The organism is Promicromonospora alba (genome assembly GCF_042654905.1).
In the GTDB taxonomy this organism is placed as follows: domain Bacteria; phylum Actinomycetota; class Actinomycetes; order Actinomycetales; family Cellulomonadaceae; genus Promicromonospora; species Promicromonospora alba.
In genome coordinates, this window is sequence record NZ_JBHSFI010000003.1 from 305,546 (window position 1) to 325,173 (window position 19,628).

Sequence of the window (19,628 nt, forward strand, 5' to 3'; positions counted from 1 at the left end):
CCTCAACCGACCCATGCAAGGAGCCGCATGTCGGCCGCAACAACGAGTGCAGCGATCGCACTCAGGCCAGACCTCGCCTCCGTACTGGACGTGAACCTGGCGGCTTACCAGGCCCTTGCCGAGGATTATCGGGTGACGTCGCCGTTGCGCATGAGACACGCCGCCGAATGGCTGAGCGGCCAGCTCAACGACTCACGGAAGCCTCTGACAGGCCGTGCCCTCGACATCGGCTGCGCTGACGGCTCTCATGCGTTCTTGCTGGCAGAGCACGGCTACGAAGTGACAGGGATCGACTTCTCACCTCGCATGATCGAGCTCGCCCGCAACCGGCGTCCCGACCGCGACGGGCCCCTGTTCCTCGAGGGCGAGTTCCTTACCGGAAAATTCCGCGACGCTCGTGGTGAGCTCGTAGCACTCGAGGGCCAGTTCGAGCTGGTCGTTGCCAACGCCTTCGTTCATCTCTTCCCCAAGCCGGTCGACGATGAGGTGGTAAAGAGGGCTCTCGATCTCGTTGCCTCCGGTGGAACAGCATTGTTCTCGACCACCGTCGAGGACAGTCGACGGGAGGCCTACCTGGGCAAGGCCGGTGCCGACGGAACGTATGTGGAGCGCTGGCGGGGCCACTACCCGAAGGAAGACTTCCTCAGCCTCATCCGGGACGCCGCCGGAGACAGATTTCTGATCACTGACCTGCCCACGACCGACATGCGTGGCAAAGCGTGGCTCACAGTGCTTGCTCGACGTCGAGAGGCACCGGACGGTCGGGGATAGGCGCCGAGAAGTCGAACCCGCACAGGTCGGAGATCGCGTCGACCATCTGCGACACGACCGACCTGTCCCTCGGCCCGTCCCGGTAGTGTCGGACGCCGAACCGGATGCGACGCGGCGGGCGCCCCGTCACGTGGAACTCCACGAAGCCGTTGGCGTCGGACGTCCCCGGCTCCGCGATCGTCGCGCCGAACGTAGAGACCGCACAGTAGGTGTGTACGCGCACCCGCACCTCGCCGCACTCGGCGTTGACCTCGCGAGCCATGATCGTGAGGTCCTGGTACGCCTTCTCGACCCGGACAAGCAGCTGCGGTTCGTCGTAATAGCGCGCCAGCACGGCGGGCATCCGTCTGGTCCGCCTGAGCCACCGTGGGTCCACCATCACGAGATGGATCTCCAGCCCGCCGACGGCTGCCGTCCGGATCAGATCCCGCTCGCGCGAGATGTTGGTCATGCCGACACCGTGAACGATCAGCCGTCGACGCGCGCCGAGAAGAACTTCGGAGAACTCCGCTCCGCGGAGACGTTCCTTGCCTGCGGAGACCACCCCGCGCAGCTCACGCCGGGCAGTCTCCGCCAGCTCCTCCGCCCGCGCGGCCGCGGCCTCCGCGTCCAGCGACGACCGGAGCCGCTGGGCCAGCACCGCACCTGCCACCAGCACCAGTGTTACCGAGGTGAACACGACCACGGCGCCGGCGACCCATGCGGGGACGACGTCGGGCGCAAAAGTGAGCAGCAGGTTCACACACACTCCGAGGACGACCAGGAGCAGGCCCCCGCCGGCCCAGGGACGACGGAGGCCTCCCGGCCTCGAGGTGGGCGTCAGCCGCTTACCCACTTTGCTCACGATCCCGTCCCCGGCCGCGTGTCCTCCTCGCCCAGCGCGAGCCCCTCGTCCCCGCGCCCCAGCGCCCGCGGACGGCGTACCGCCGGCACCGGGTGCCCGACGGCCAGGGAGAGCGAGTGCAGCACGTGGTGCAGGATCGGCGGGTTGAGCTCGTCCTCGTCGTCGTACCGCGTCAGGCCGATGCCGAGCCGCTCGATCGACTTCCGGTAGAGGTGGAACTCCACGTAGCCCGAGGCCTCCGGCGTGCCGGGGTCCCGGATCGAGCCGCTGTACTGGACGGTGGTCCGGTAGGTGTGGATGTTCAGCTGCCCCCGGCCCTCGGCGTTGATCTCGCGCGCAAGCCCTTCCAGCCGCTCGTGCGCCTGCCGGACCTGCCCGATGAAGGCCTCGTCCCGGTCGTAGTACCCGTCGATCGTGGCGGCGATCGCGGGCTGGTCCACGAGCCATTGCGGGTCGACCTTGATGACGTCGACGTCCACGCCGCGGTTCACCATCGCCCAGATCAGGTTGGGGTCGCGGGCGACGCTCGTCATGCCGAACCCGAAGACCACCACCTGGCGCCGCGCGGACTTCCAGATCTCCAGCGACGCGTTCCGGTGCTCGCGGTCGGCGCTGACCCACTCGATCCCCCGGTACTGCCGCAGCTCGTTCAGCAGCCGCGCCCGCTCGAGATCGGCCTCCCGCTCCACCCGCTGCCGGACGGCGATCGTCTGCTCGAACAGGTACACGACAGCTATGACGACCGTCGCGACGCCGGTGCACCAGATGATGGGGATCGTCACCCGGGGCGGCATCACGTCGGGAATGAAAGTAAGAACGAGGTTCGACGTCGCGCCGAGCGCGACGACCAGGAGACTCCCCCGAGCCCATCCCTGCATCTGGACCACCCCCAGGATTCGCGCACACGACCTGGTATCACCAATTCGATGTTAAGGCAACGAATCGGTCAAGTCTAGACAATACTGGAACATCGGTTTCGCCCGACAACTACGGGGGCACGCCGAGACCGGGGCCTCAGGCCGTCGCGAGCCCGCCCAGCTCCTCGGCCTCGCCCCTGGCCTGCCGCGCCTCGGCGAACCGCCCCTGGTCGTGCAGCGCGAGCGCCAGCACGCGCAGCGCCGCCGCGAGGCTCGGCCGGTACTTCGGCGTGTTCTCCGCGACGAGGTCCCGCAGGAGCGCCACCGCCTCGCTCGCGGGCGCCACCGCCTCGTCACCGAGCTTGAGCACGGCGAAGATCGAGCTCAGGTTGGTCAGCGACCGCGCCAGCCGGGGACGGTAGCGGTGCGGGTCGGTGGTGACCAGCTCGCGCCAGGTCCTGGTCGCCTCGCGCTCCGCGTTGAGCGCGTCCTGCGGGCGGTCCAGCCGCGAGTGGGTGACGCCGAGGGCGGACAGCGCCTCCGCGAGCTCGGGCACGTACCGGCCAGGGTTGTCGGCGGCGAGCCGCCGCTGCACCCCTACCGCCTCCTGCTGCAGCTCGAGGCCCTCGGCCCGCTTGCCGAGGCCCGACAGCTGCGTGCCCAGCGCCCGGAGCGAGTGCGCGAGATCTGCCAGGTAGCGGCCCGGGTTCTCCTCCGCGGTCCGACGCCGGATCTCCACCGCCTCCTCGAGGTACCGCAGCGACTCCACGCCCCGGCCCTGGTCGGTGAGCACGCTGCCCATGACCTCGAGCGAGTCGCCGAGCCCCGACAGGTGCTCGTCGGGATCGGCGTGGGCCAGACGCCGGCGGATCTCCAGGGACTCCTCGGCGGCCGGCAGCGCCTCCGCACCCCTGTCGAGCTCCAGCAGCCGACGAGCCACGTTCATCAGGGACAGGGCCAGCGCCCGCGTGAACCGGTCGGGGTTGCGGCCGGCGAGCCCACGCCAGAGCTCCACCGCCTCGCGGCTCGGCGCGAGCGCGGACAACGGCTTCCCCAGCTCCGCCAGCGTGACGGCGAGGTTCGACACCGCCGTCGTCAGGTCGAGCGTGACCACGCCGGGGTGGTCGGTGTCGACGAGCCGGAGCAGGGCGACCGCCTCCTCCTCGCACCGCAGCGCGTCCTGCGGCCGTCCCTGGTCGGACAAGGTCGCGCCCAGGTTCGCGAGCACCGCGGCCAAGCGCGGCCGGAACCGGTGCGGGTCCTGCTCCACGAGGCCACGGAACAGCGCGACGGCCTGCCGCTCGTACCGCTCCGCGTCCGCGGACCGGCCCACCTCACCGAGCGCCACCCCGACGTCGCGCAGGGCCTCGGCGCGGCGCGCGCGGTCGCCGTCGGGGGTGGCGGCGAGGGTGCGCAGCGTGAGCTCGGCGCGCAGCTCGCCCAGCGCGAGCGACGGGTGCGGGAGCGCTCCGGAGACGGTACGCAGCACGTGACCGTCCTCCGGGAGAGCTGCGACGGCAGCCCCGAGCTGGTCGAGCGCGTCGCTCAGGCCCGCGGACCGCCGGTCGAGCCGCTCCACCACCATGCCGGCGGTGCGCAGGGCGGCCCGCCTGACCGACGGCGCCGCCGCTCCCGCCAGGCACGCCCCGAGCAGCTGCGGCGTGTCCGTGAGCTCGGCCAGCAGGTGCGGGTCGACCAGCCGGCGGGGCAGCGCCCGGTGCGGGTCCAGCCGCACCAGCCACCGCCCGATGTCGGCCTCCGCGCCCGGCCGCACCCCTGGTATCACGTCCGCGACGCGCCGCACGAGGTTCTCCGCGGCGTCCGCGGTGCGCACGCCCGTGAGCGTCGCGGCCGCTACCAGGGAGTCGATGGCCTCGGGCAGGAAACCCGCCTCGCCCAGCAGCCCCGCTTCCTCGGCCGAGCGGAACCAGGTCCAGCGCTCGTGCTCGAGCAGCTCGTCGAGGGCGTCGGACACGTCGACCGGCAGCGCGCTCCGGGGCCCGCGCACCTGCGTCCGCATGACCGCGCAGAGCGCTGCCGCGTGCAGGTCGAGCATGCGGGCACCACCGGGCACCGACCCGACGGCCACCCGCGGCACGGGGACCCCGAGGGCCTGCGCGTACGGCTCCACGAACGCCGTGACCAGCCGGGCGTCCACCTGTCCGGGAAGCACCTGGGCGCTCAGATCGTCACCGGCGCGCGCCGGCTCGAGCAGCGCCCGAACCGCCAGGCCCGTGGCGGTCAGCCGGTTGAACCACGGGCCGACGTCGCGCCCGACCAGCAGGATCCTGAGCGCACCGTTGCGGCCCCGCGCGGCCGTCCGCAGGAGCTCCGCGAGCGCCGGCCCGCGCGTCTCGGCGTCGTCGAGCACCAGGAGGGCGGGGGCGCCGTCGGGGACGGCGGGCAGGGCCGCGGGTTCTGCGCCGTCGGGCACGTCGAGGCAGGTCCAGCCGGCGTGCGCCATGGCGTGTGCCGCCTCGCGGGCCAGCCGGGTCTTTCCGACGCCGCGCGGGCCGGTGACCAGCTCGACCGCCGCCGCCGCCGGACCCGTGCACCAGTCGAGGAGCGCCGCGAGCTCGGCGGTCCGCCCCACGAACGGGACCACGCGCCGGGCCGGCGCGAGCAGCCTTCCGGGCGACAGGAAGTGCGTGACCGTCGCGCCTGGTGGTGACGTCAGCATGGACACGACGTCAGTGAACCTCAATCCCGTGGGGACCGGATATCACACCCAGATGGGCCGTCAGGGCTCGCTCATGGTGTGCGGCCCAGGCGCTCCTGCTCCTCGGCGAGGATGGTCCGCGACAGCGAGGTCTCGGTCGGCGCGGCGACGTCCACGGCCGACGGCGAGGCGTCGGTGATCTCGGACTGGCGGGCGAACTCCTCGAACAGCGCCGACTTGGAGCCGAGGATCTCCATCATCCGCTGGTCCACCGACTGCTCGACCAGGAGCCGGTGCACCTGCACGGTGCGGGTCTGGCCCATGCGGTGCGCGCGGGCGACGGCCTGCGCCTCGATCGTGGGCTTGACCTGCGGCTCGCAGAAGATGACGACGCTCGCGGCCTGCACGTTCAGCCCTACTCCCCCGGCGGTGATCTGGCTGACCAGCACCGACGGCCCGCCGGGTTCGGAGAGCGCGTCCACCATCGTCTGCCGGTCCGGGACGGGCACCGATCCGGTCAGCGGTCCGACCGCCAGGTCGCCGAGCAGGTCCATGACCTGTTCCAGGACCGACAGGAAGTAGGAGAAGACGATGACGCGGCGGCCGCCGTCGACCGCCTCGGTGACGAGCTCGCGCAGGCGCACCAGCTTGGCCGACTCCTCGGGCTCCGAGACCGCGAACGCGGCCCGCCGCATCGCCATGAAGTTGCCCGCGAGCACGGCGTCGCGGTAGGCGGCGCCGTCGACCGGGCCGAACTGCTCCCACTCCTCGACCTGCACCATCTCGGGCAGCTCGGTGAGCACGTCCTCCTGGTTCCGGCGCAGGTAGGCGGGCGCGACGATCCGGCGGAAGGCCCTGGCGCCGGACAGGTCGGCGTTGGGGTCGAGCTGTCCCGCGACCTCGGGCTGCAGGTAGCCGACCATGCTCTTGAACTCGGCGACCTTGTTCTCCATCGGCGTGCCGGACAGGAACAGGACGCGGTCGGAGCGGTCGGCCCAGCGCCGCACCTCGCGGCCGCGGATGGTCTCGGGGTTCTTCACGTAGTGCGCCTCGTCGACGACCATGAGCGCCGGCCGCAGGTCGTACGGGAGGTCGAGCCTGCCGAGCACCTCGAACGTCGTGATCGCGACGCCGCCGCGCTCCAGCCAGGCGGCCGCGGCCTTCTCCCGGTCGTTGCCGTGCATGACGACGGCGGTCAGGTCGGAGTGCTGCTCCACCTCGCGCTTCCAGTTGGTCACGACGCTCGCCGGGCAGACCACCAGCACGTGCGTGCCGCCGGTGGCCACGAGGTGCGCGGCCACGGCTATCGACTGCATGGTCTTGCCGAGGCCCATCTCGTCGCCGAGGATCGTGCGGCGCTGCACCAGGGCGTACTTGGCGCCGAACTGCTGGTAGCCGCGCAGGTTGGCGCGCAGCAGCGTGCGGTCCAGCGGTTGTGCCTCGACCCGCCGCACGACGTCGGCGGGCAGGCCGCCCTCGGCCGCCTCGTGGTCGTCGCCCAGGTCGACGACCTGCGACAGCAGCCCGTAGTACTCGGCTGACCGGGCCTCGAAGTCGGCCCACACCTCCGCACCCTCCGGCGGCTGCCCGACGGCGGCGCGCACCGCCCGCGCGTCGTCCGTCAGCCGCGCGAGCGCCACCTGGTCCGCGAGCGCCGAGACCGCCGCGAAGGCCGCGGCCTTGCGGTCGGCGGGCGCCACGAGGCGCCGCCAGAGGCTCGTGGCGAGGCCCGCCGGCTCCAGCTGTTCCGGCACGACGGCGGCCACGCGGCGCGCCTCGTCCAGGTGCCGGTGGCGGGCGTCGGTGGCCAGGCCGAACGCGTACAGGGTCTGGACGAGGACCGTCGCGTACGGGTCGTCGGGGTCGACGTCGATGCGGAACCGCAGGTCGGCGTCGACCTCGTCGGCCAGCTCGCGGGCCGCGGACGTGGCGAGCTTCGCGGTCCCGGCGCCGATGCCTGCCTCGACGAGCCGGTCCGTCCCCGCGACGAGCACCTGCGTGACGTGCGTGAAGCCCGCCTTCTCCAGGACGGCGACCCGCAGCTTCTTGCGCCGGTCCTCCAGGGCCGTGACGCCGACCGCGCGCAGGACTGCGTGGACGCGCACCTCACGGGTCGCCGTGTAGGCGTCGCGGACGCGCTCGCGCAGGCCGGCGTCGGCGGTGGTGAGCAGCCGGGCGTCGTCGAGCAGGCCGTGCGCCTGCTCCACGATGCGGCGGGCCGCTCGCGCCTTCCATGGTCGGGGCGGTCCGGCTGGGGCAGCTGGCGGGCTGGGGAGGGTCGTCTGCTCGGTCATGGCGCTGCGAGCGTACCCGGATGGTCTGACATGCCCCATTCGCGTAGTACGCAGTTTTCACTGGTCGTCGCCGAGGCGCCCGGCCTATGTTGAGGCCATGACCAACGAGCAGAGCGACCGGCCGAGCAGGTTCGGCGGAATCCCCGTCACGACTGTCGAGGAGCTCCGCGAGATCATCCCGCCGCCCCTCGGCCCGGCCGCGGACAAGGTACGCAGCTCCCTGCACGACCTGGACCGGCAGTGGCTCGAGGCCTCGCCCCTGTGCCTGGTCGCGACGTCGGACGCCGACGGCAACCTGGACGTCTCCCCCAAGGGCGACCCCGCGGGGTCGCTCGTGCGCATCCTGGACGAGCGCACGATCGCCATCCCGGAGCGTCCGGGCAACCGGCGCACCGACGGGTTCCTCAACGTGCTCGCCAACCCGCACGTGGGCCTCATCTTCGTGATCCCGGGCCGTGACGACACGCTGCGGGTCAACGGCTCGGCCCGCATAGTGCGCGACGCGCCGTACCTCGCCGGCCTCCAGGTGCGCCACAACCTCCCGGTGCTCGCGCTCGAGGTCGACATCGAAGAGGTCTTCCACCACTGCGCCAAGGCGTTCCTGCGCTCCAAGACGTGGGACCCCGAGACCTGGGACCTGGAGACCGTGCCCCGCCGCGCCGTCATCGCGCACACCCTGGAGCGTCCGGAGCAGACCCTCGCTCAGGTCGAGGCGCACTACGGCCCCCAGTACACGGAGACGATCTACGGCTGACCGGCCGCCGCCGGGGTGAATTCAGGAGACTTTCCTTGGCCGCACACCGGTGGCCGGGCACGATGCGTCCATGACGACACCTCTCCCGGAGCCCGGCGACCACGCGGCGTGGTCCGCGCCGCAGCAGCAGGCCGGTCCGGGCATGGCCCACGGGTACCCGCCCCAGTACCAGCAGGCGCCCCGGCCGCGGAAGACCGGCCCCAAGATCCTGACGTTCGCCGGCCTCGCGGTCCTGGTGGCAGGCGTGATCGGGGGCGCGGTGGGCATCACCGGAGCGGCCGGAGGCATCGCCGACCTCATGCCGACGGATCTCGTGACCACCGAGGGCACCGCCGGCAGCGACGCCCTCGCACTCGGGCCGTCCACCGCACCCGTGACCTTCGACGTCCAGGAGGAGGCCGCCTACATCGTCTACGAGGTCTCGGACGGCGCCTCGGCCCGCCTGCCCATCTCGGCGGTGACCGCCGAGGGGCCGAACGGCCCGCTGAGCATCACACCGCCCGACCAGGTCAGCGCGGTGCCGGTCAACGGCTGGTCGGTGTTCCCCGTCGGAGTGCTCGTGACCGACGGGACCGGGACGTACACGCTGGCCGTCGACCCGCAGCTGGCAGCCGACGACGTCAGCATCGCGGTGGGCGGAGCGCTCAACGCGGACAGCGTCTCCGGGATCGGCAGCAGCGGGATCATCCTCCTGGTCGGGTTCCTGGCGGGCGGACTGGGCTTCCTGCTGCTCCTCGCCGGCATCATCTGGTGGGCCGTCGCCAAGAAGTGACGGCCGGCTACGGCTCCCGGTCCATCCCGAGCATCGCCCGGACCGGGGCCACGCCCTCCAGCGTGACGTCCGGCCGGTGCACCGACGGGCGCGCGTCCCACATCTCGCGGGTCATCCGGTACCGGTTCTCGGTGGCGGCCTCGCCCTTCCTGTCCACCACGCCGACGCCGTTCGGCGCGTAGCCGAGCGACCGGGTCACCCCGTTGGACTCCGGGTTGTCGTCGAAGGCCTCGGTCCGCGCGTCGACGGCGTCGAACCCCTCGAACAGCAGGTGGAGCGCCATCAGCCGCATCCGTTTGCCGATGCCCTGGCCGTGGTGCACGAGGCCGAGCCAGGAGCCGGTCCCCGCGGACCGGGTCACGCCGAACGCCGTGGCGCCCACGCTCTGGACGCCGATCGGCTCGCCGTCGCGGAACACCGCGAGCTCCAGCGCCCACGCGTCCGGCGACATCTTGCCGCGCGACGACCAGTGGTACTGCAGGAGATTCCGGCGCACCTCGTCCGGCTCGCCGGCGTTCCACGGGAAGACGAACGGGCTCCGATCGGGCGGGTGGATGCCGGCCACAGCGACGTCGGCCAGGCTGAACAGCTCGGCGTCGTCGGGCAGGCGCAGCTCGAGGTCGCCGCAGACGACCCGGAGGCCGAAGGGCGGGAAGGCGCTGGCGAGGTCCATGCGCAGACGGTTCCAGGTGCGGTCCGAGACGGGCAAACTGAATTCCCGGCTGCGGGACCCAGGAAGCGAGGTACACCCCTGCGGTGGGTGCCTCGCCCGGCGACGAGCGGAGCCGCCTGACCTCCAGCCCTGTGGATGACCGATGCAGATCGCGGCGGAGGTCGGGCTGTCCCGGGCGGCCGTCGCCGTCCTGGTCAACGAGCCGCGCAAGCCCGCGCGGGACGTGGCGGGGAACTACTGGTGAACTCTCATTCCAGGGTCGCGTCCGCCGCGCGCCGGGCGACGGCACCGAGGTCGCCGTTCGCCTCTGCTGCCCAGGCACGCTGGCGCGCCGCGCCGTTTCCACGCGACCAGAGCGTGCCCAACAGCTCGGTGACCGTGTCGAGGTCGTCCATGTCCTGCAGCGCCTCGCGAACGTGGTCCACCAGCGCGCCGACGACGTCGTGCGCGGGGGCCGGGCGCCAGGTCCTGGGATCCACGAGGTCGCCGGCCAGGCCCGAACGGCTGGCCCGCCAGAGCGCGGTGCGCAGGATCTCCACCGGCGCCTCGGGCGCCGGGGAGTCCGCAGCGCGCGCCGCCGTCTCCACGAGTCCGCGAGCCAGGGCGGCCAGCAGCGTCGCGGTGTCCGCGGACAGGCACACGTCAGCGACCCGGATCTCCACGGTGGGATAGCGGGCGGACAGGCGCGCGTCGAAGTAGACCATCCCCTTGTCAAGGATGGTGCCGGTCGCAACCAGCCCGTCGACCGCCGCGTGGTACGCCTCCGGGGTGCCGAACCGCCGCGTCGGGCCCGCCGTGTGCCAGCGGGACCAGACCTGGGAACGGAAGCTGGTGTAACCGGAGTCGTCGCCCATCCAGTACGGCGAGTTCGCCGACAGCGCCAGCAGCGGCGCGAGCCACGGCCCGATGCGGTCGAGGACGGCGACGCCCTCGGCGTCGTCCGCCACCGAGACGTGCACGTGGCAGCCGCTGGTGAGCTGCTCGCGGGCGGTCAGGCCGAACTCAGCGCGTGCCAGGAGGTACCGGAGCTTTCCGACCGTCGTGCCGGCGAGCGCCAGGGGTGAGGTCCCCAGCGCGGCGACCCGCGCGTCGTGGCGCTCGGCAGCTGCCTGAGCGCCCGCCCGACCCTCCCGGATCGCGGCGGCGACGTCCTCCAGCGTCGAGCGCGGCGGCGTGGCCGTCTCGATCTGCTCCTCCATGAGCTCGTGCTCGAGCGGCCCGTCGGCGGGCTCCGCGCTGCCGAGCACGTCCTGGGCGCGCGCGATGGGCGACCCGTCGTGCCCGACGAGCATCAGCTCTTCCTCGACGCCGACGGTCCGCCTTGTCCCTGTACCAGTCACGAGGGAAGTCTCACACGCCTCGGTCGCGCCCAGTACCACCCGTGGCCCCTGGCGGTCCGGCCGGCCGTCACAGCCTCGCGAGCGCCGCCAGCGCGTCGCGCGTGGCGTCGGCGGCGGTCATGCGCTGTGCCTTGACGATGTGGTCGCGGCTCGCGTGGTCGAGGAACGCCACCGGCAGGCCCACGTGCACCTGCGGTGTCCCGATGCCCTGCTCGCCCGCGCGCTGCGCGAGCATGTCGCCCACGCCGCCGTCGACGACGCCGTCCTCGAGCGTGACCACGAGGTCGTGCTCGCCGCACAACTTGACCAGGTTCTCCGGGACGGGCAGCACCCACGTCGGGGACGCGACGGTGACCGCCAGGCCGTGCGCCGCGAGCGCCTCGCCGGTGTCCATGGCGCAGCCGGCCATCGACCCCACGCCGACCACGAGCACCCGCCGCGCCGTCTCGTCGGTCGAGACCCCGAACCGCCCCACGACGTCCACGCCGTCGAGCTCCTCGATCGCCGGGATGTCGTCGCCCACGGCGCCCTTGGGGTACCGGACCACGGTGGGCGCGTCGTCGACGTCGACGGCCGCGCGCAGCGCGCCACGGAGCGTCGTCTCGTCGCGGGGTGCGGCCAGCCGCAGGCCGGGCACGATACGCAGCATCGCCATGTCCCACATGCCGTTGTGGCTGGCGCCGTCGTCGCCGGTGATGCCCGCGCGGTCGAGGACGAAGGTGACGCCCGCCTTGTGCAGGGCGACGTCCATGAGCACCTGGTCGAACGCCCGGTTCAGGAACGTCGCGTACACGGCGACGACGGGGTGCAGCCCGGCGAACGCCATGCCGGCGGCCGAGGTGACCGCGTGCTGCTCCGCGATGCCGACGTCGAAGGTGCGCTCCGGGAACTGCTCCTGGAACGGCGCGAGCCCGACGGGGTGCAGCATGGCGGCGGTGATGGCGACGACGTCGGGCCGGCGTCGGCCGATCTTGACGATCTCGTCGGCGAAGATCTTGGTCCAGCCGAACCGGCTGGCCGCGACGGGCAGCCCGGTCTCGGGGTGGATGACGCCGACGGCGTGGAACCGGTCGGCGATGTCCTCCTCGGCGGGCTTGTACCCGCGGCCCTTCTCGGTGATGGCGTGCACGATCACGGGGCGGCCGTACGCCTTGGCGCGGCCGAGCGCGCGCTCCAGGGCCTCGGTGTCGTGGCCGTCGACGGGGCCGATGTACTTGATGCCGAGGTCCTCGAACAGGCCCTGCGGGGCGACGACGTCCTTGAGACCCTTCTTCAGGCCGTGCAGCCAGCGCCAGGCGAACCGTCCGGGCGCGCCGGAGCGGTGCAGCGCCCGGGTGCCCCAGCTGAGGACGGCCTCGTAGCCGCCGGAGGTGCGCAGCGTGTCGAGGTGGTTCGCGAGCCCGCCGATGGTCGGCGAGTAGGACCGGCCGTTGTCGTTGACGACGATCACGAGCCTGCGGTCCCGGCTCTCGGCGATGTTGTTCAGCGCTTCCCAGGCCATGCCGCCCGTCAGGGCACCGTCGCCGATGACCGCCACGACGTGGTCGTCCTTGCCGCGTACCTGGTTGGCCTTGGCGATGCCGTCGGCCCAGGAGAGCGCGGTGGAGGCGTGGGAGTTCTCGACGATGTCGTGGGGCGACTCGGCGCGGCTCGGGTAGCCCGACATGCCGCCGCGCTTGCGCAGCTCCGAGAAGTCCTGGCGACCGGTCAGCAGCTTGTGCACGTAGGCCTGGTGGCCGGTGTCGAACACTATGGAGTCACGCGGCGAGTCGAAGACCCGGTGCATGGCGATGGTCAGCTCGACGACACCCAGGTTCGGGCCGAGGTGACCGCCCGTCCGCGAGACGCTCTCCACGAGGAATCCACGGATCTCCTCCGCGAGCTCCGGCATCTGGCCGGGCGTCATCGCCCGGACGTCCTCGGGCGAACGTATGTCGCTCAGCAGGCCCATGCTCGTCCTTTCGTCATACCCCTCAGCAGGGGAATCGGGGCCCCACTCTAAGGGTCTCCGACCACTCCACTGTGCCACGGGACCGCTGCCTACCTCGCCTGTCTCCTGCCTGTCTCCGATACCTCCACAACGATGTGGCCGGACTCATAGGCAGAGCGGGCAGAAGTCTTTACTGTTGGTGAACGTGCGATTCCTCCCCGAGCAGAGCCCGGCCACCGACCTCACCTACGGCGACGTCTTCCTCGTCCCGTCCCGCTCGGACGTCACGTCGCGGTTCGACGTCGACCTCGCGTCCGACGACGGCACCGGCACCACGATCCCCGTCGTCGTCGCGAACATGACCGCGGTGGCGGGCCGCCGCATGGCGGAGACCGTCGCCCGGCGCGGCGGGATCGCGATCATCCCGCAGGACGTACCGGCCGACATCGTGGCGAGCGTGGTCGCCGACGTGAAGGCCAAGGACCCGGTCATCGAGACGCCGGTGGTCGTCTCCCCGCACGACACCGTGCACAGCGTGCTGAACCTGCTCGGCAAGCGGTCGCACGGCGCGGCCGTCGTCGTCGAGGACGACCGGCCCGTGGGCGTCGTGACCGAGTCGGACTGCTCGGACGTCGACCGGTTCACGCGCGTCTCCGAGGTCATGTCCGCCGAGCCCCGGCTGCTGGACGCCGCCCTCCTGGACACCCCGGGCGGGCTGGAGGCCGCGTTCGACGTGCTGCACGCCGCGCGCCTCGACCTCGCGCCGGTGGTGCGCGACGGGCGCCTCTCCGGGATCCTCACCCGCAAGGGCGCGCTGCGCTCGTCGATCTACTCCCCCGCCCTCGACGCGTCCGGCGCCCTGCGGATCGGGGCCGCCGTCGGCATCAACGGCGACGTCGCCGCGAAGGCCAAGGACCTGCTCGCGGCAGGCGTAGACGTGCTGGTCGTCGACACGGCGCACGGCCACCAGACCAAGATGCTCGCCGCCCTGGAGGCGGTCCGGTCCGTCGACCCGAGGGTGCCGGTGGTGGCGGGCAACGTCGTCACCGCCGAGGGCGTGCGCGACCTCGTGGCCGCGGGCGCCGACATCCTGAAGGTCGGCGTGGGCCCGGGTGCGATGTGCACGACGCGCATGCAGACCGGCGTCGGGCGGCCGCAGTTCTCCGCGGTCCTGGAGTGCGCGGCCGCGGCCCGCGAGCTCGGCAAGCACGTCTGGGCCGACGGCGGCGTGCGCCACCCCCGCGACGTCGCCCTGGCGCTGGCCGCTGGCGCGTCGCAGGTGATGGTCGGCTCCTGGTTCGCCGGGACGTACGAGTCGCCCGGCGACCTGAAGTCCGACGGCGCGGGCCGGCTCTACAAGGACTCGTTCGGCATGGCCTCGGCGCGCGCGGTCGCGGCCCGCAACTCGGGTGCCGGGACCGCGTTCGCGCGCGCCCGCAAGGCGCTCTACGAGGAGGGCATCTCGACCGGCAAGATGTACCTCGACCCGGCCCGGCCGGGCGTCGAGGACCTGCTGGACGAGATCACGTCGGGCCTGCGGTCCTCGTGCACGTATGCGGGCGCGCGCTCGCTCGCCGAGTTCTCCGAGCGCGCGGTGGTGGGCATCCAGTCGGCCGCCGGGTACCAGGAGGGTCTCCCGGTCCCGACGAGCTGGTGAGCCCCGTCAGGCCGCGCTGATCTCCACCCGCAGGTCTTGGTCCAGCATGTTGTTCACGCTCCGACGACGACCAGCCGCTGGGTCGGGCGGGTCAGCGCGACATAGAGGTCGCGCTCGCCGCCCGGCCGGGCTGCAATGATCCCGTCGGGGTCGGCGACCACGACGGCGTCGAACTCCAGGCCGCGCACCTGGGAGACGGGCACCACGCGGACGCCGGTACCGTCCAGCGCCTCGGCGATCCCGGCGACGGCCCCGTCGGCCGCGACGACGGCGACCAGCGCATCGAGGTCCACCGCGACCTCGGCCCTTGCCTCAGCCACGACGGCGCTCACCAGGTCGCCCGTCGCCGCCACACGCCGGGGTTCCGCCCCGGTTCGCACCGCCACGGCGGGAGCCTGGTGCGGGGCGATCTGCGCGAGCAGCGGCGCCGCCGCGGCCAGGACCTCGGCGGTGGTGCGGTAGCAGACGGTGAGGGTGCGCACGTCCGCACGCCTGGCCAGGTCGCTGCCCAGCGCGTCGGCCCAGGACGCCGCCCCGGTGGCCGGACCGGCCTGGGCGAGGTCGCCGACCACGGTCATGGACCGGCCGGGGCAGCGGCGCAGCACCGAACGCCACTGCATGGGCGTCAGCTCCTGCGCCTCGTCCACCACCACGTGCCCGTACGTCCGGGCGGGCGGGCCGTTGAGCAGGTGCTCCGCCTCGTCGAGCAGCGGCAGGTGGGCCGTGGTCCAGGCTCCCGCCGGAGCACCTTCGACGGTGAGCTCCGGGCGCTGGTCCAGCACGTCGAGGACGACGTCCGCCGCCTCCAGCCGCGGCCAGGCGGCCTCGACGGCCCGCTCGAGCGCGAGGTCGTCGGCGAGCTCGGCCCGCAGGGCGCCGGGGTCGAGCTCCGCCACCGCGGCGGCGTGCCCGAAGGCGCCGCCCTCGTCCGGGCCGAACCCGAGCCGCTCGAGATCCTTCGCCGCCGCCTTGTCGACGTTCACGCCGCCCGTCAGCACCTCGATGTCCTCGTCCAGCTTGGCGAGCATGATCCGGGCGCGCGCCTGCACCTCGTCGGACACGAAGTCCACGACGAGGTCCTTGAAGAGAGACCGGGCCTGGTTGTGCGGCAGGCCGGCGCCGCCGGCGGTCGCCCGCGCCTCGGCCAGCGCGTGGGTGTCCATGGTGATCGCGTCGCCGTCGACCAGCACGGTCAGCGTGCCCGCGGGGGCCTGGTAGCCGCGGACCGTCTCGGCCAGCTCGTCGGCCAGCCGCACGTCGCCGGCGGCGCGGCGCAGCTCGTGGCCCACCGCCGGGGCTGCGTCGACGCCGAGGGCGTTGGCGACGAGGCGGTCGGCGGTGCTCATGGCCACGTCGTTCTCCCCGAGCGACGGCAGCACCTCGGCGATGTAGTCGAGGAAGCGCGAGTTCGGGCCCAGCACGAGCACGCCGTCGGCCCGGGCCTCGTCGAAGCCGGCGAGGACGTAGGCGGCGCGGTGCAGGGCGACCACCGTCTTGCCCGTGCCCGGGCCGCCCTCCACGACGGTGACGCCGCGGTGGGCGGACCGGATGATCGCGTCCTGCTCGGCCTGCAGCGTGGAGACGACGTCGCGCATCCGGCCGGTGCGCCGGGCGCCGATGGCCTCGAGCAGCGGCCCGTCCCCGACGAGGTCCTCCGGGCCGGGCTCCGCGCCGTCCAGGAGCTCGTCGCTCACGCGGGTGACCTTGCGGCCCTCCAGGCGCAGGTGCCTGCGCCGGTGCAGCCCCATGGTGTGCGCGGCGGTGGCGGCGTAGAAGGGGCGGGCGGCGTCGGCGCGCCAGTCGACGAGCAGCTGGTCGTCGCCGTCGCTCAGGCCGGTGCGCCCGATGTGCAGGGTGCGGCCGTCGGCGTGGTCGATCCGGCCGAAGCAGAGGTGGTGCTCGGCAGAGCCCAGCGTGCGCGCCCGACGGTTGAGCATGCGGACACGCACCTCGCGGGTGAACGCCTCTTCCGGGTCGGTGGACGACGCGCGGACGGCGTCGTCGAGGTCCGCACTGACGCGGGCCACCTCACCGTCCAGCCTGGCGTACATGGCATCGACGTGATCCTGCTCGGCGGACTGCTCGATCTGGCGTTGCTGCACCGGGTCTCCTTCGTGTTGGCCTGGGGGTCAACGCGGACCGTTCGCAGAACGTTCCCCGGGTTGCACCGCGCTCGGGCGTGCCGCGTGGCTCAGGACTCCGCTGCCCGCTGCCCGAACGTCCCGTCGGTGACGGTCGCCCAGGAGCGGCGCACGACCTCCTCGAGCACCGCGAGATCGACCTGCTCGAGATCCTTCAGATAGAGACAGCCGACGCCCGTGGTGTGCGGGCCGAGCCCGGCCAGCAGCTCCTCGTGGGCGCCGACGCCGTCCGCCAGGTACACCGTGGTGGCCGCCTTGCGGGGCGCGAACCCCGCGGCGGGCGCATGCCCGGAGCGGCCGCTCGGATACTCGTACCGGTACTCGCCGAACCCGATGATCGAGGTGCCGAACATGCGCGGCGGCGCACCCGTGACGCGCTCCATGAGGTCCCACAGGGTCCGCGCGTCGCGCCGCCGGACGGCGGAGGGCACGGCGTCGACGTAGGCGGCGGGGTCTTCGTCGGTCCAGGTGGTCGCCATGGTTCCAGTATGGGCATACCGGTACCGTTGACCGCTCGCTCGGCACGCAGCTGCCGGGCCCCGCCGCGTACGACACCAGACGAAGGAGCCGCCGTGGTCGCCGCCGACCTCGACGTCACAGTCGACCTCAGCCGAGAGCTCCTCGAGGAGCAGCACCCCGACCTCGCCGGCCTGCCGCTGGAGCTGGTGGCGAACGGCTGGGACAACGTGATGATCCGCCTGGGCGACGACCTCGCGCTGCGCCTCCCCCGGCGCGAGCTCGGGGCGCAGCTCATGCGCAACGAGCACCGGGTGCTGCCGCTGCTCGCCCCGCGGCTGCCCGTGCCGGTCCCCGTCCCGGTCCGCACCGGCGCGCCCAGCGCGGCGCTCGGCTACCCGTGGCCGTGGGGCATCGTGCGGTGGGCCGACGGCGTCCCCGCGGCCACGGTCCCGGCGGCACAACGCACACCGTGGGCCGAGCACCTTGCGCGGGTGTTCGTCGCGCTGCACCAGCCGGCGCCCGAAGACGCCCCGGGGAACAGGTTCCGCGGGATCCCCGTCGCCGAGCGGACCGCGACCTTCGAGGACCGCGTCACGCTGCTCCCCGAGCGGTTCCAGGACCGGGCGAACGACCTGTGGGCCGACGCCGCCGACGCCCCCGGCTACGACGGCGCCCCGGTGTGGCTGCACGGCGACCCGCACCCGGCCAACCTGGTGGCCGACGGCGACCGGCTCTCCGCGGTGATCGACTTCGGGGACGTGACCAGCGGCGACCCGGCGTCGGACCTCGGCGCGATGTGGCTGACGTTCGACGCCGAGGGCCGGGACCGCTTCCGCCGCGTGATCGACGCCCAGGCGCGGGACGGCCGCGGCTGGGACGCCGGGATGTGGCGCCGCGCGCGGGGCTGGGCGGTGCTGTACACGACCATCTGCTTCTCCTACCCGGACACGCACCCGATCATGGTGGGCGTCGGGGAGCACGCGATCGACCAGCTGTTCGGCTGAGTGTCGGCAGCTCCGGCTACGTTCCTCGCATGACCTACTTCAGGCCCTTCTTCGCCCTCCTGCCCGGCACACCGGACGGCACGCCCCACCCCCAGACGGTGCACGACCTCGGCGTGCTGCACGTGCCGTCGGGGCGGGTCGAGGCGTCCGACCCGTACGTCGCCCTGGGCGACGGCCTGGTGGCCACCGTGCCGCCGGGCTCCTACCCGGTGCGGGTCACCGTCGCCGACGTCTCGGAGGCCCGGGACGGCAGCCACCCGCGTGAGGCCTACCTGTCCCTGGTGGTCTCCGACGCCGCTCCCGTCGCCGAGGTGCGCCTCGTCTCGCCGGACGGCGCCGAGCCGCCCACCGGCGACGAGTTCTACGGCGTCGGCGTCGACGCGGGCACGGTTGCCTACACGGACGCCGGGGCGGCCGCCGCCTGCATGCCGCCCCGGGAGGACGACTGGTACGAGGACCTCTTCGACAACGGCACCGACCAGTCCTGGTTCTCGCTCCAGGACGACCCGGACCACTACCGGAACGGCTGCGCCAACATCACCCTGCCGCTGGCCACGGCCGGCGAGAACATAGTGCTCAGCCACTCCGGCTGGGGCGACGGCTTCTACCCGGTGGTCAGTACCCACGACGCCGACGGCGCGCTGCTCGGTCTGCACATCGACCTCCTGGTCGCCGGTCCGGAGGAACCGGAGGACGACGAGAACGACGAAGACGAAGCCGCCGATGAGGCCGCGGTCACCGTCAGCGCGTGATCCGTGCCGTGGGAAGTCCCTCGAACTGCCCCTTGAGCGGTGCCGCAAAGGTTTTCACGTGAGTGCAATTGCTCGACACAGGGTAAACAGGCTTTTAGGTTCTGGCCTGCGAGTTCTCTGACCGGCAGGGGACGTCAAGGCAGGGAGAGTGCTTCTGATGAAGCTGTTTCCGAGGGTTGCGGCCGTCGCGGTCATCGGGCTGCTGGCCGCCACGCTCAGTTCGGCACCAGCGCACGCGGCCAAGTCCGACGGGTACGTCCGCGGATACGACACCTACGTGGGCGACTGGGGCGACGAAGGCGCTCTGAGCCGCGGAGACAGCTCCAACGCGGTGTGCCTCTGGCAGAAGATCCTCTGGGCGGAGGGCGCGCAAGAACAGGACCGTACGTCGTTCGACCAGAGCGACATCGACGGGCACTTCGGCGGTAACACGGCGCACGCGACCCACGACCTCACGGGCAAGTACGTGGTGGACGACTACCAGTTCGGCCGGGCCGACAATCAGCTCGAGTACAGGAGCGGAAGCGAAGGCGAGGGCCGCACGCTCGAGCTCACGTACAACGGGTCGGCCCACAACACCACGATGATTCGCGACACCGAGGGCCGCTACAAGTTCTACGACGACGGGGGCGTGGTCCGAGCCGCGAGCTATACGACCAACACCTGCGGCTGACCGTCGCGACTCGTACATGGGAGGGGTTCGTCCGCAAGACCGGACGGA

16 protein-coding genes are annotated in these 19,628 nt (G+C 72.6%); 7 read left to right on the forward strand and 9 right to left on the reverse strand.

All coding sequences use genetic code 11. The features are described 5' to 3' along the window. The first annotated feature begins 27 nt into the window (after positions 1-27). Positions 28-771 carry a class I SAM-dependent methyltransferase gene (locus tag ACFO6V_RS06640; RefSeq protein ID WP_377133478.1) on the forward strand — a complete coding sequence of 248 codons (744 nt, stop codon included), beginning with the start codon at positions 28-30 and terminating at the stop codon, positions 769-771. On the opposite strand, the gene ACFO6V_RS06645 is transcribed toward ACFO6V_RS06640, so the two are convergent. The 4 genes from ACFO6V_RS06645 to ACFO6V_RS06660 all read right to left on the reverse strand — a co-directional run bounded on the left by ACFO6V_RS06645 (position 725) and on the right by ACFO6V_RS06660 (position 7,425). Then, on the reverse strand, positions 725-1,513 hold the full coding sequence (locus ACFO6V_RS06645; RefSeq protein ID WP_377133480.1) for a hypothetical protein: 789 nt from the start codon (positions 1,511-1,513) through the stop codon (positions 725-727). The genes ACFO6V_RS06640 and ACFO6V_RS06645 overlap by 47 nt on opposite strands. Before the next feature lie 98 nt (positions 1,514-1,611). Beyond that, positions 1,612-2,493, reverse strand: a complete 882-nt coding sequence (locus tag ACFO6V_RS06650) for a hypothetical protein (protein WP_377133483.1) — start codon at positions 2,491-2,493, stop codon at positions 1,612-1,614. 136 nt (positions 2,494-2,629) lie between these two features. Further along, entirely contained in the window at positions 2,630-5,152 is a 2,523-nt protein-coding gene (locus ACFO6V_RS06655; RefSeq protein WP_377135178.1) for a tetratricopeptide repeat protein, read from the reverse strand. A gap of 71 nt (positions 5,153-5,223) precedes the next feature. Next, positions 5,224-7,425, reverse strand: coding sequence for a DEAD/DEAH box helicase (locus ACFO6V_RS06660; RefSeq protein WP_377133485.1), 2,202 nt, complete (start codon positions 7,423-7,425; stop codon positions 5,224-5,226). Between the two features lie 97 nt (positions 7,426-7,522). Here ACFO6V_RS06660 and ACFO6V_RS06665 point away from each other — a divergent pair, with 97 nt between their 5' ends. Both ACFO6V_RS06665 and ACFO6V_RS06670 read left to right on the forward strand, forming a co-directional pair. Then, a complete protein-coding gene (locus ACFO6V_RS06665; RefSeq protein ID WP_377133487.1) occupies positions 7,523-8,179 on the forward strand; it encodes an MSMEG_1061 family FMN-dependent PPOX-type flavoprotein in 657 nt (218 codons plus the stop codon). A gap of 70 nt (positions 8,180-8,249) precedes the next feature. Beyond that, entirely contained in the window at positions 8,250-8,951 is a 702-nt protein-coding gene (locus tag ACFO6V_RS06670) for a hypothetical protein (RefSeq protein WP_377133489.1), read from the forward strand. A gap of 7 nt (positions 8,952-8,958) precedes the next feature. Here ACFO6V_RS06670 and ACFO6V_RS06675 read toward each other — a convergent pair whose 3' ends face one another. The 3 genes from ACFO6V_RS06675 to dxs form a co-directional block, all read right to left on the reverse strand. Continuing rightward, a complete protein-coding gene (locus tag ACFO6V_RS06675) occupies positions 8,959-9,624 on the reverse strand; it encodes a GNAT family N-acetyltransferase (RefSeq protein WP_377133491.1) in 666 nt (221 codons plus the stop codon). Positions 9,625-9,872: 248 nt separating this feature from the next. Continuing rightward, on the reverse strand, positions 9,873-10,964 hold the full coding sequence (locus ACFO6V_RS06680; RefSeq protein WP_377133493.1) for a carboxylate-amine ligase: 1,092 nt from the start codon (positions 10,962-10,964) through the stop codon (positions 9,873-9,875). Between the two features lie 67 nt (positions 10,965-11,031). Further along, on the reverse strand, positions 11,032-12,915 hold the full coding sequence (dxs, locus tag ACFO6V_RS06685) for a 1-deoxy-D-xylulose-5-phosphate synthase (protein ID WP_377133495.1): 1,884 nt from the start codon (positions 12,913-12,915) through the stop codon (positions 11,032-11,034). A 184-nt stretch (positions 12,916-13,099) separates the two neighbouring features. On the opposite strand from dxs, the gene ACFO6V_RS06690 reads away from it, so the two are divergent. Continuing rightward, entirely contained in the window at positions 13,100-14,551 is a 1,452-nt protein-coding gene (locus tag ACFO6V_RS06690; protein WP_377133497.1) for a GuaB1 family IMP dehydrogenase-related protein, read from the forward strand. Between the two features lie 53 nt (positions 14,552-14,604). Here ACFO6V_RS06690 and ACFO6V_RS06695 read toward each other — a convergent pair whose 3' ends face one another. After that, positions 14,605-16,653 carry a HelD family protein gene (locus tag ACFO6V_RS06695; RefSeq protein WP_377133499.1) on the reverse strand — a complete coding sequence of 683 codons (2,049 nt, stop codon included), beginning with the start codon at positions 16,651-16,653 and terminating at the stop codon, positions 14,605-14,607. 89 nt (positions 16,654-16,742) lie between these two features. Continuing rightward, positions 16,743-17,171, reverse strand: a complete 429-nt coding sequence (locus tag ACFO6V_RS06700; RefSeq protein ID WP_377133501.1) for a DUF1801 domain-containing protein — start codon at positions 17,169-17,171, stop codon at positions 16,743-16,745. Between the two features lie 93 nt (positions 17,172-17,264). On the opposite strand from ACFO6V_RS06700, the gene ACFO6V_RS06705 reads away from it, so the two are divergent. The 3 genes from ACFO6V_RS06705 to ACFO6V_RS06715 all read left to right on the forward strand — a co-directional run bounded on the left by ACFO6V_RS06705 (position 17,265) and on the right by ACFO6V_RS06715 (position 19,580). Then, positions 17,265-18,155 carry an aminoglycoside phosphotransferase family protein gene (locus ACFO6V_RS06705; RefSeq protein ID WP_377133503.1) on the forward strand — a complete coding sequence of 297 codons (891 nt, stop codon included), beginning with the start codon at positions 17,265-17,267 and terminating at the stop codon, positions 18,153-18,155. Between the two features lie 29 nt (positions 18,156-18,184). Then, the gene (locus ACFO6V_RS06710; RefSeq protein ID WP_377133505.1) at positions 18,185-18,907 is read left to right on the forward strand and encodes a DUF4241 domain-containing protein; all 723 of its coding nucleotides are present in this window, start codon (positions 18,185-18,187) and stop codon (positions 18,905-18,907) included. A 157-nt stretch (positions 18,908-19,064) separates the two neighbouring features. Continuing rightward, the gene (locus ACFO6V_RS06715; protein ID WP_377133507.1) at positions 19,065-19,580 is read left to right on the forward strand and encodes a hypothetical protein; all 516 of its coding nucleotides are present in this window, start codon (positions 19,065-19,067) and stop codon (positions 19,578-19,580) included. Positions 19,581-19,628: the final 48 nt, after the last annotated feature.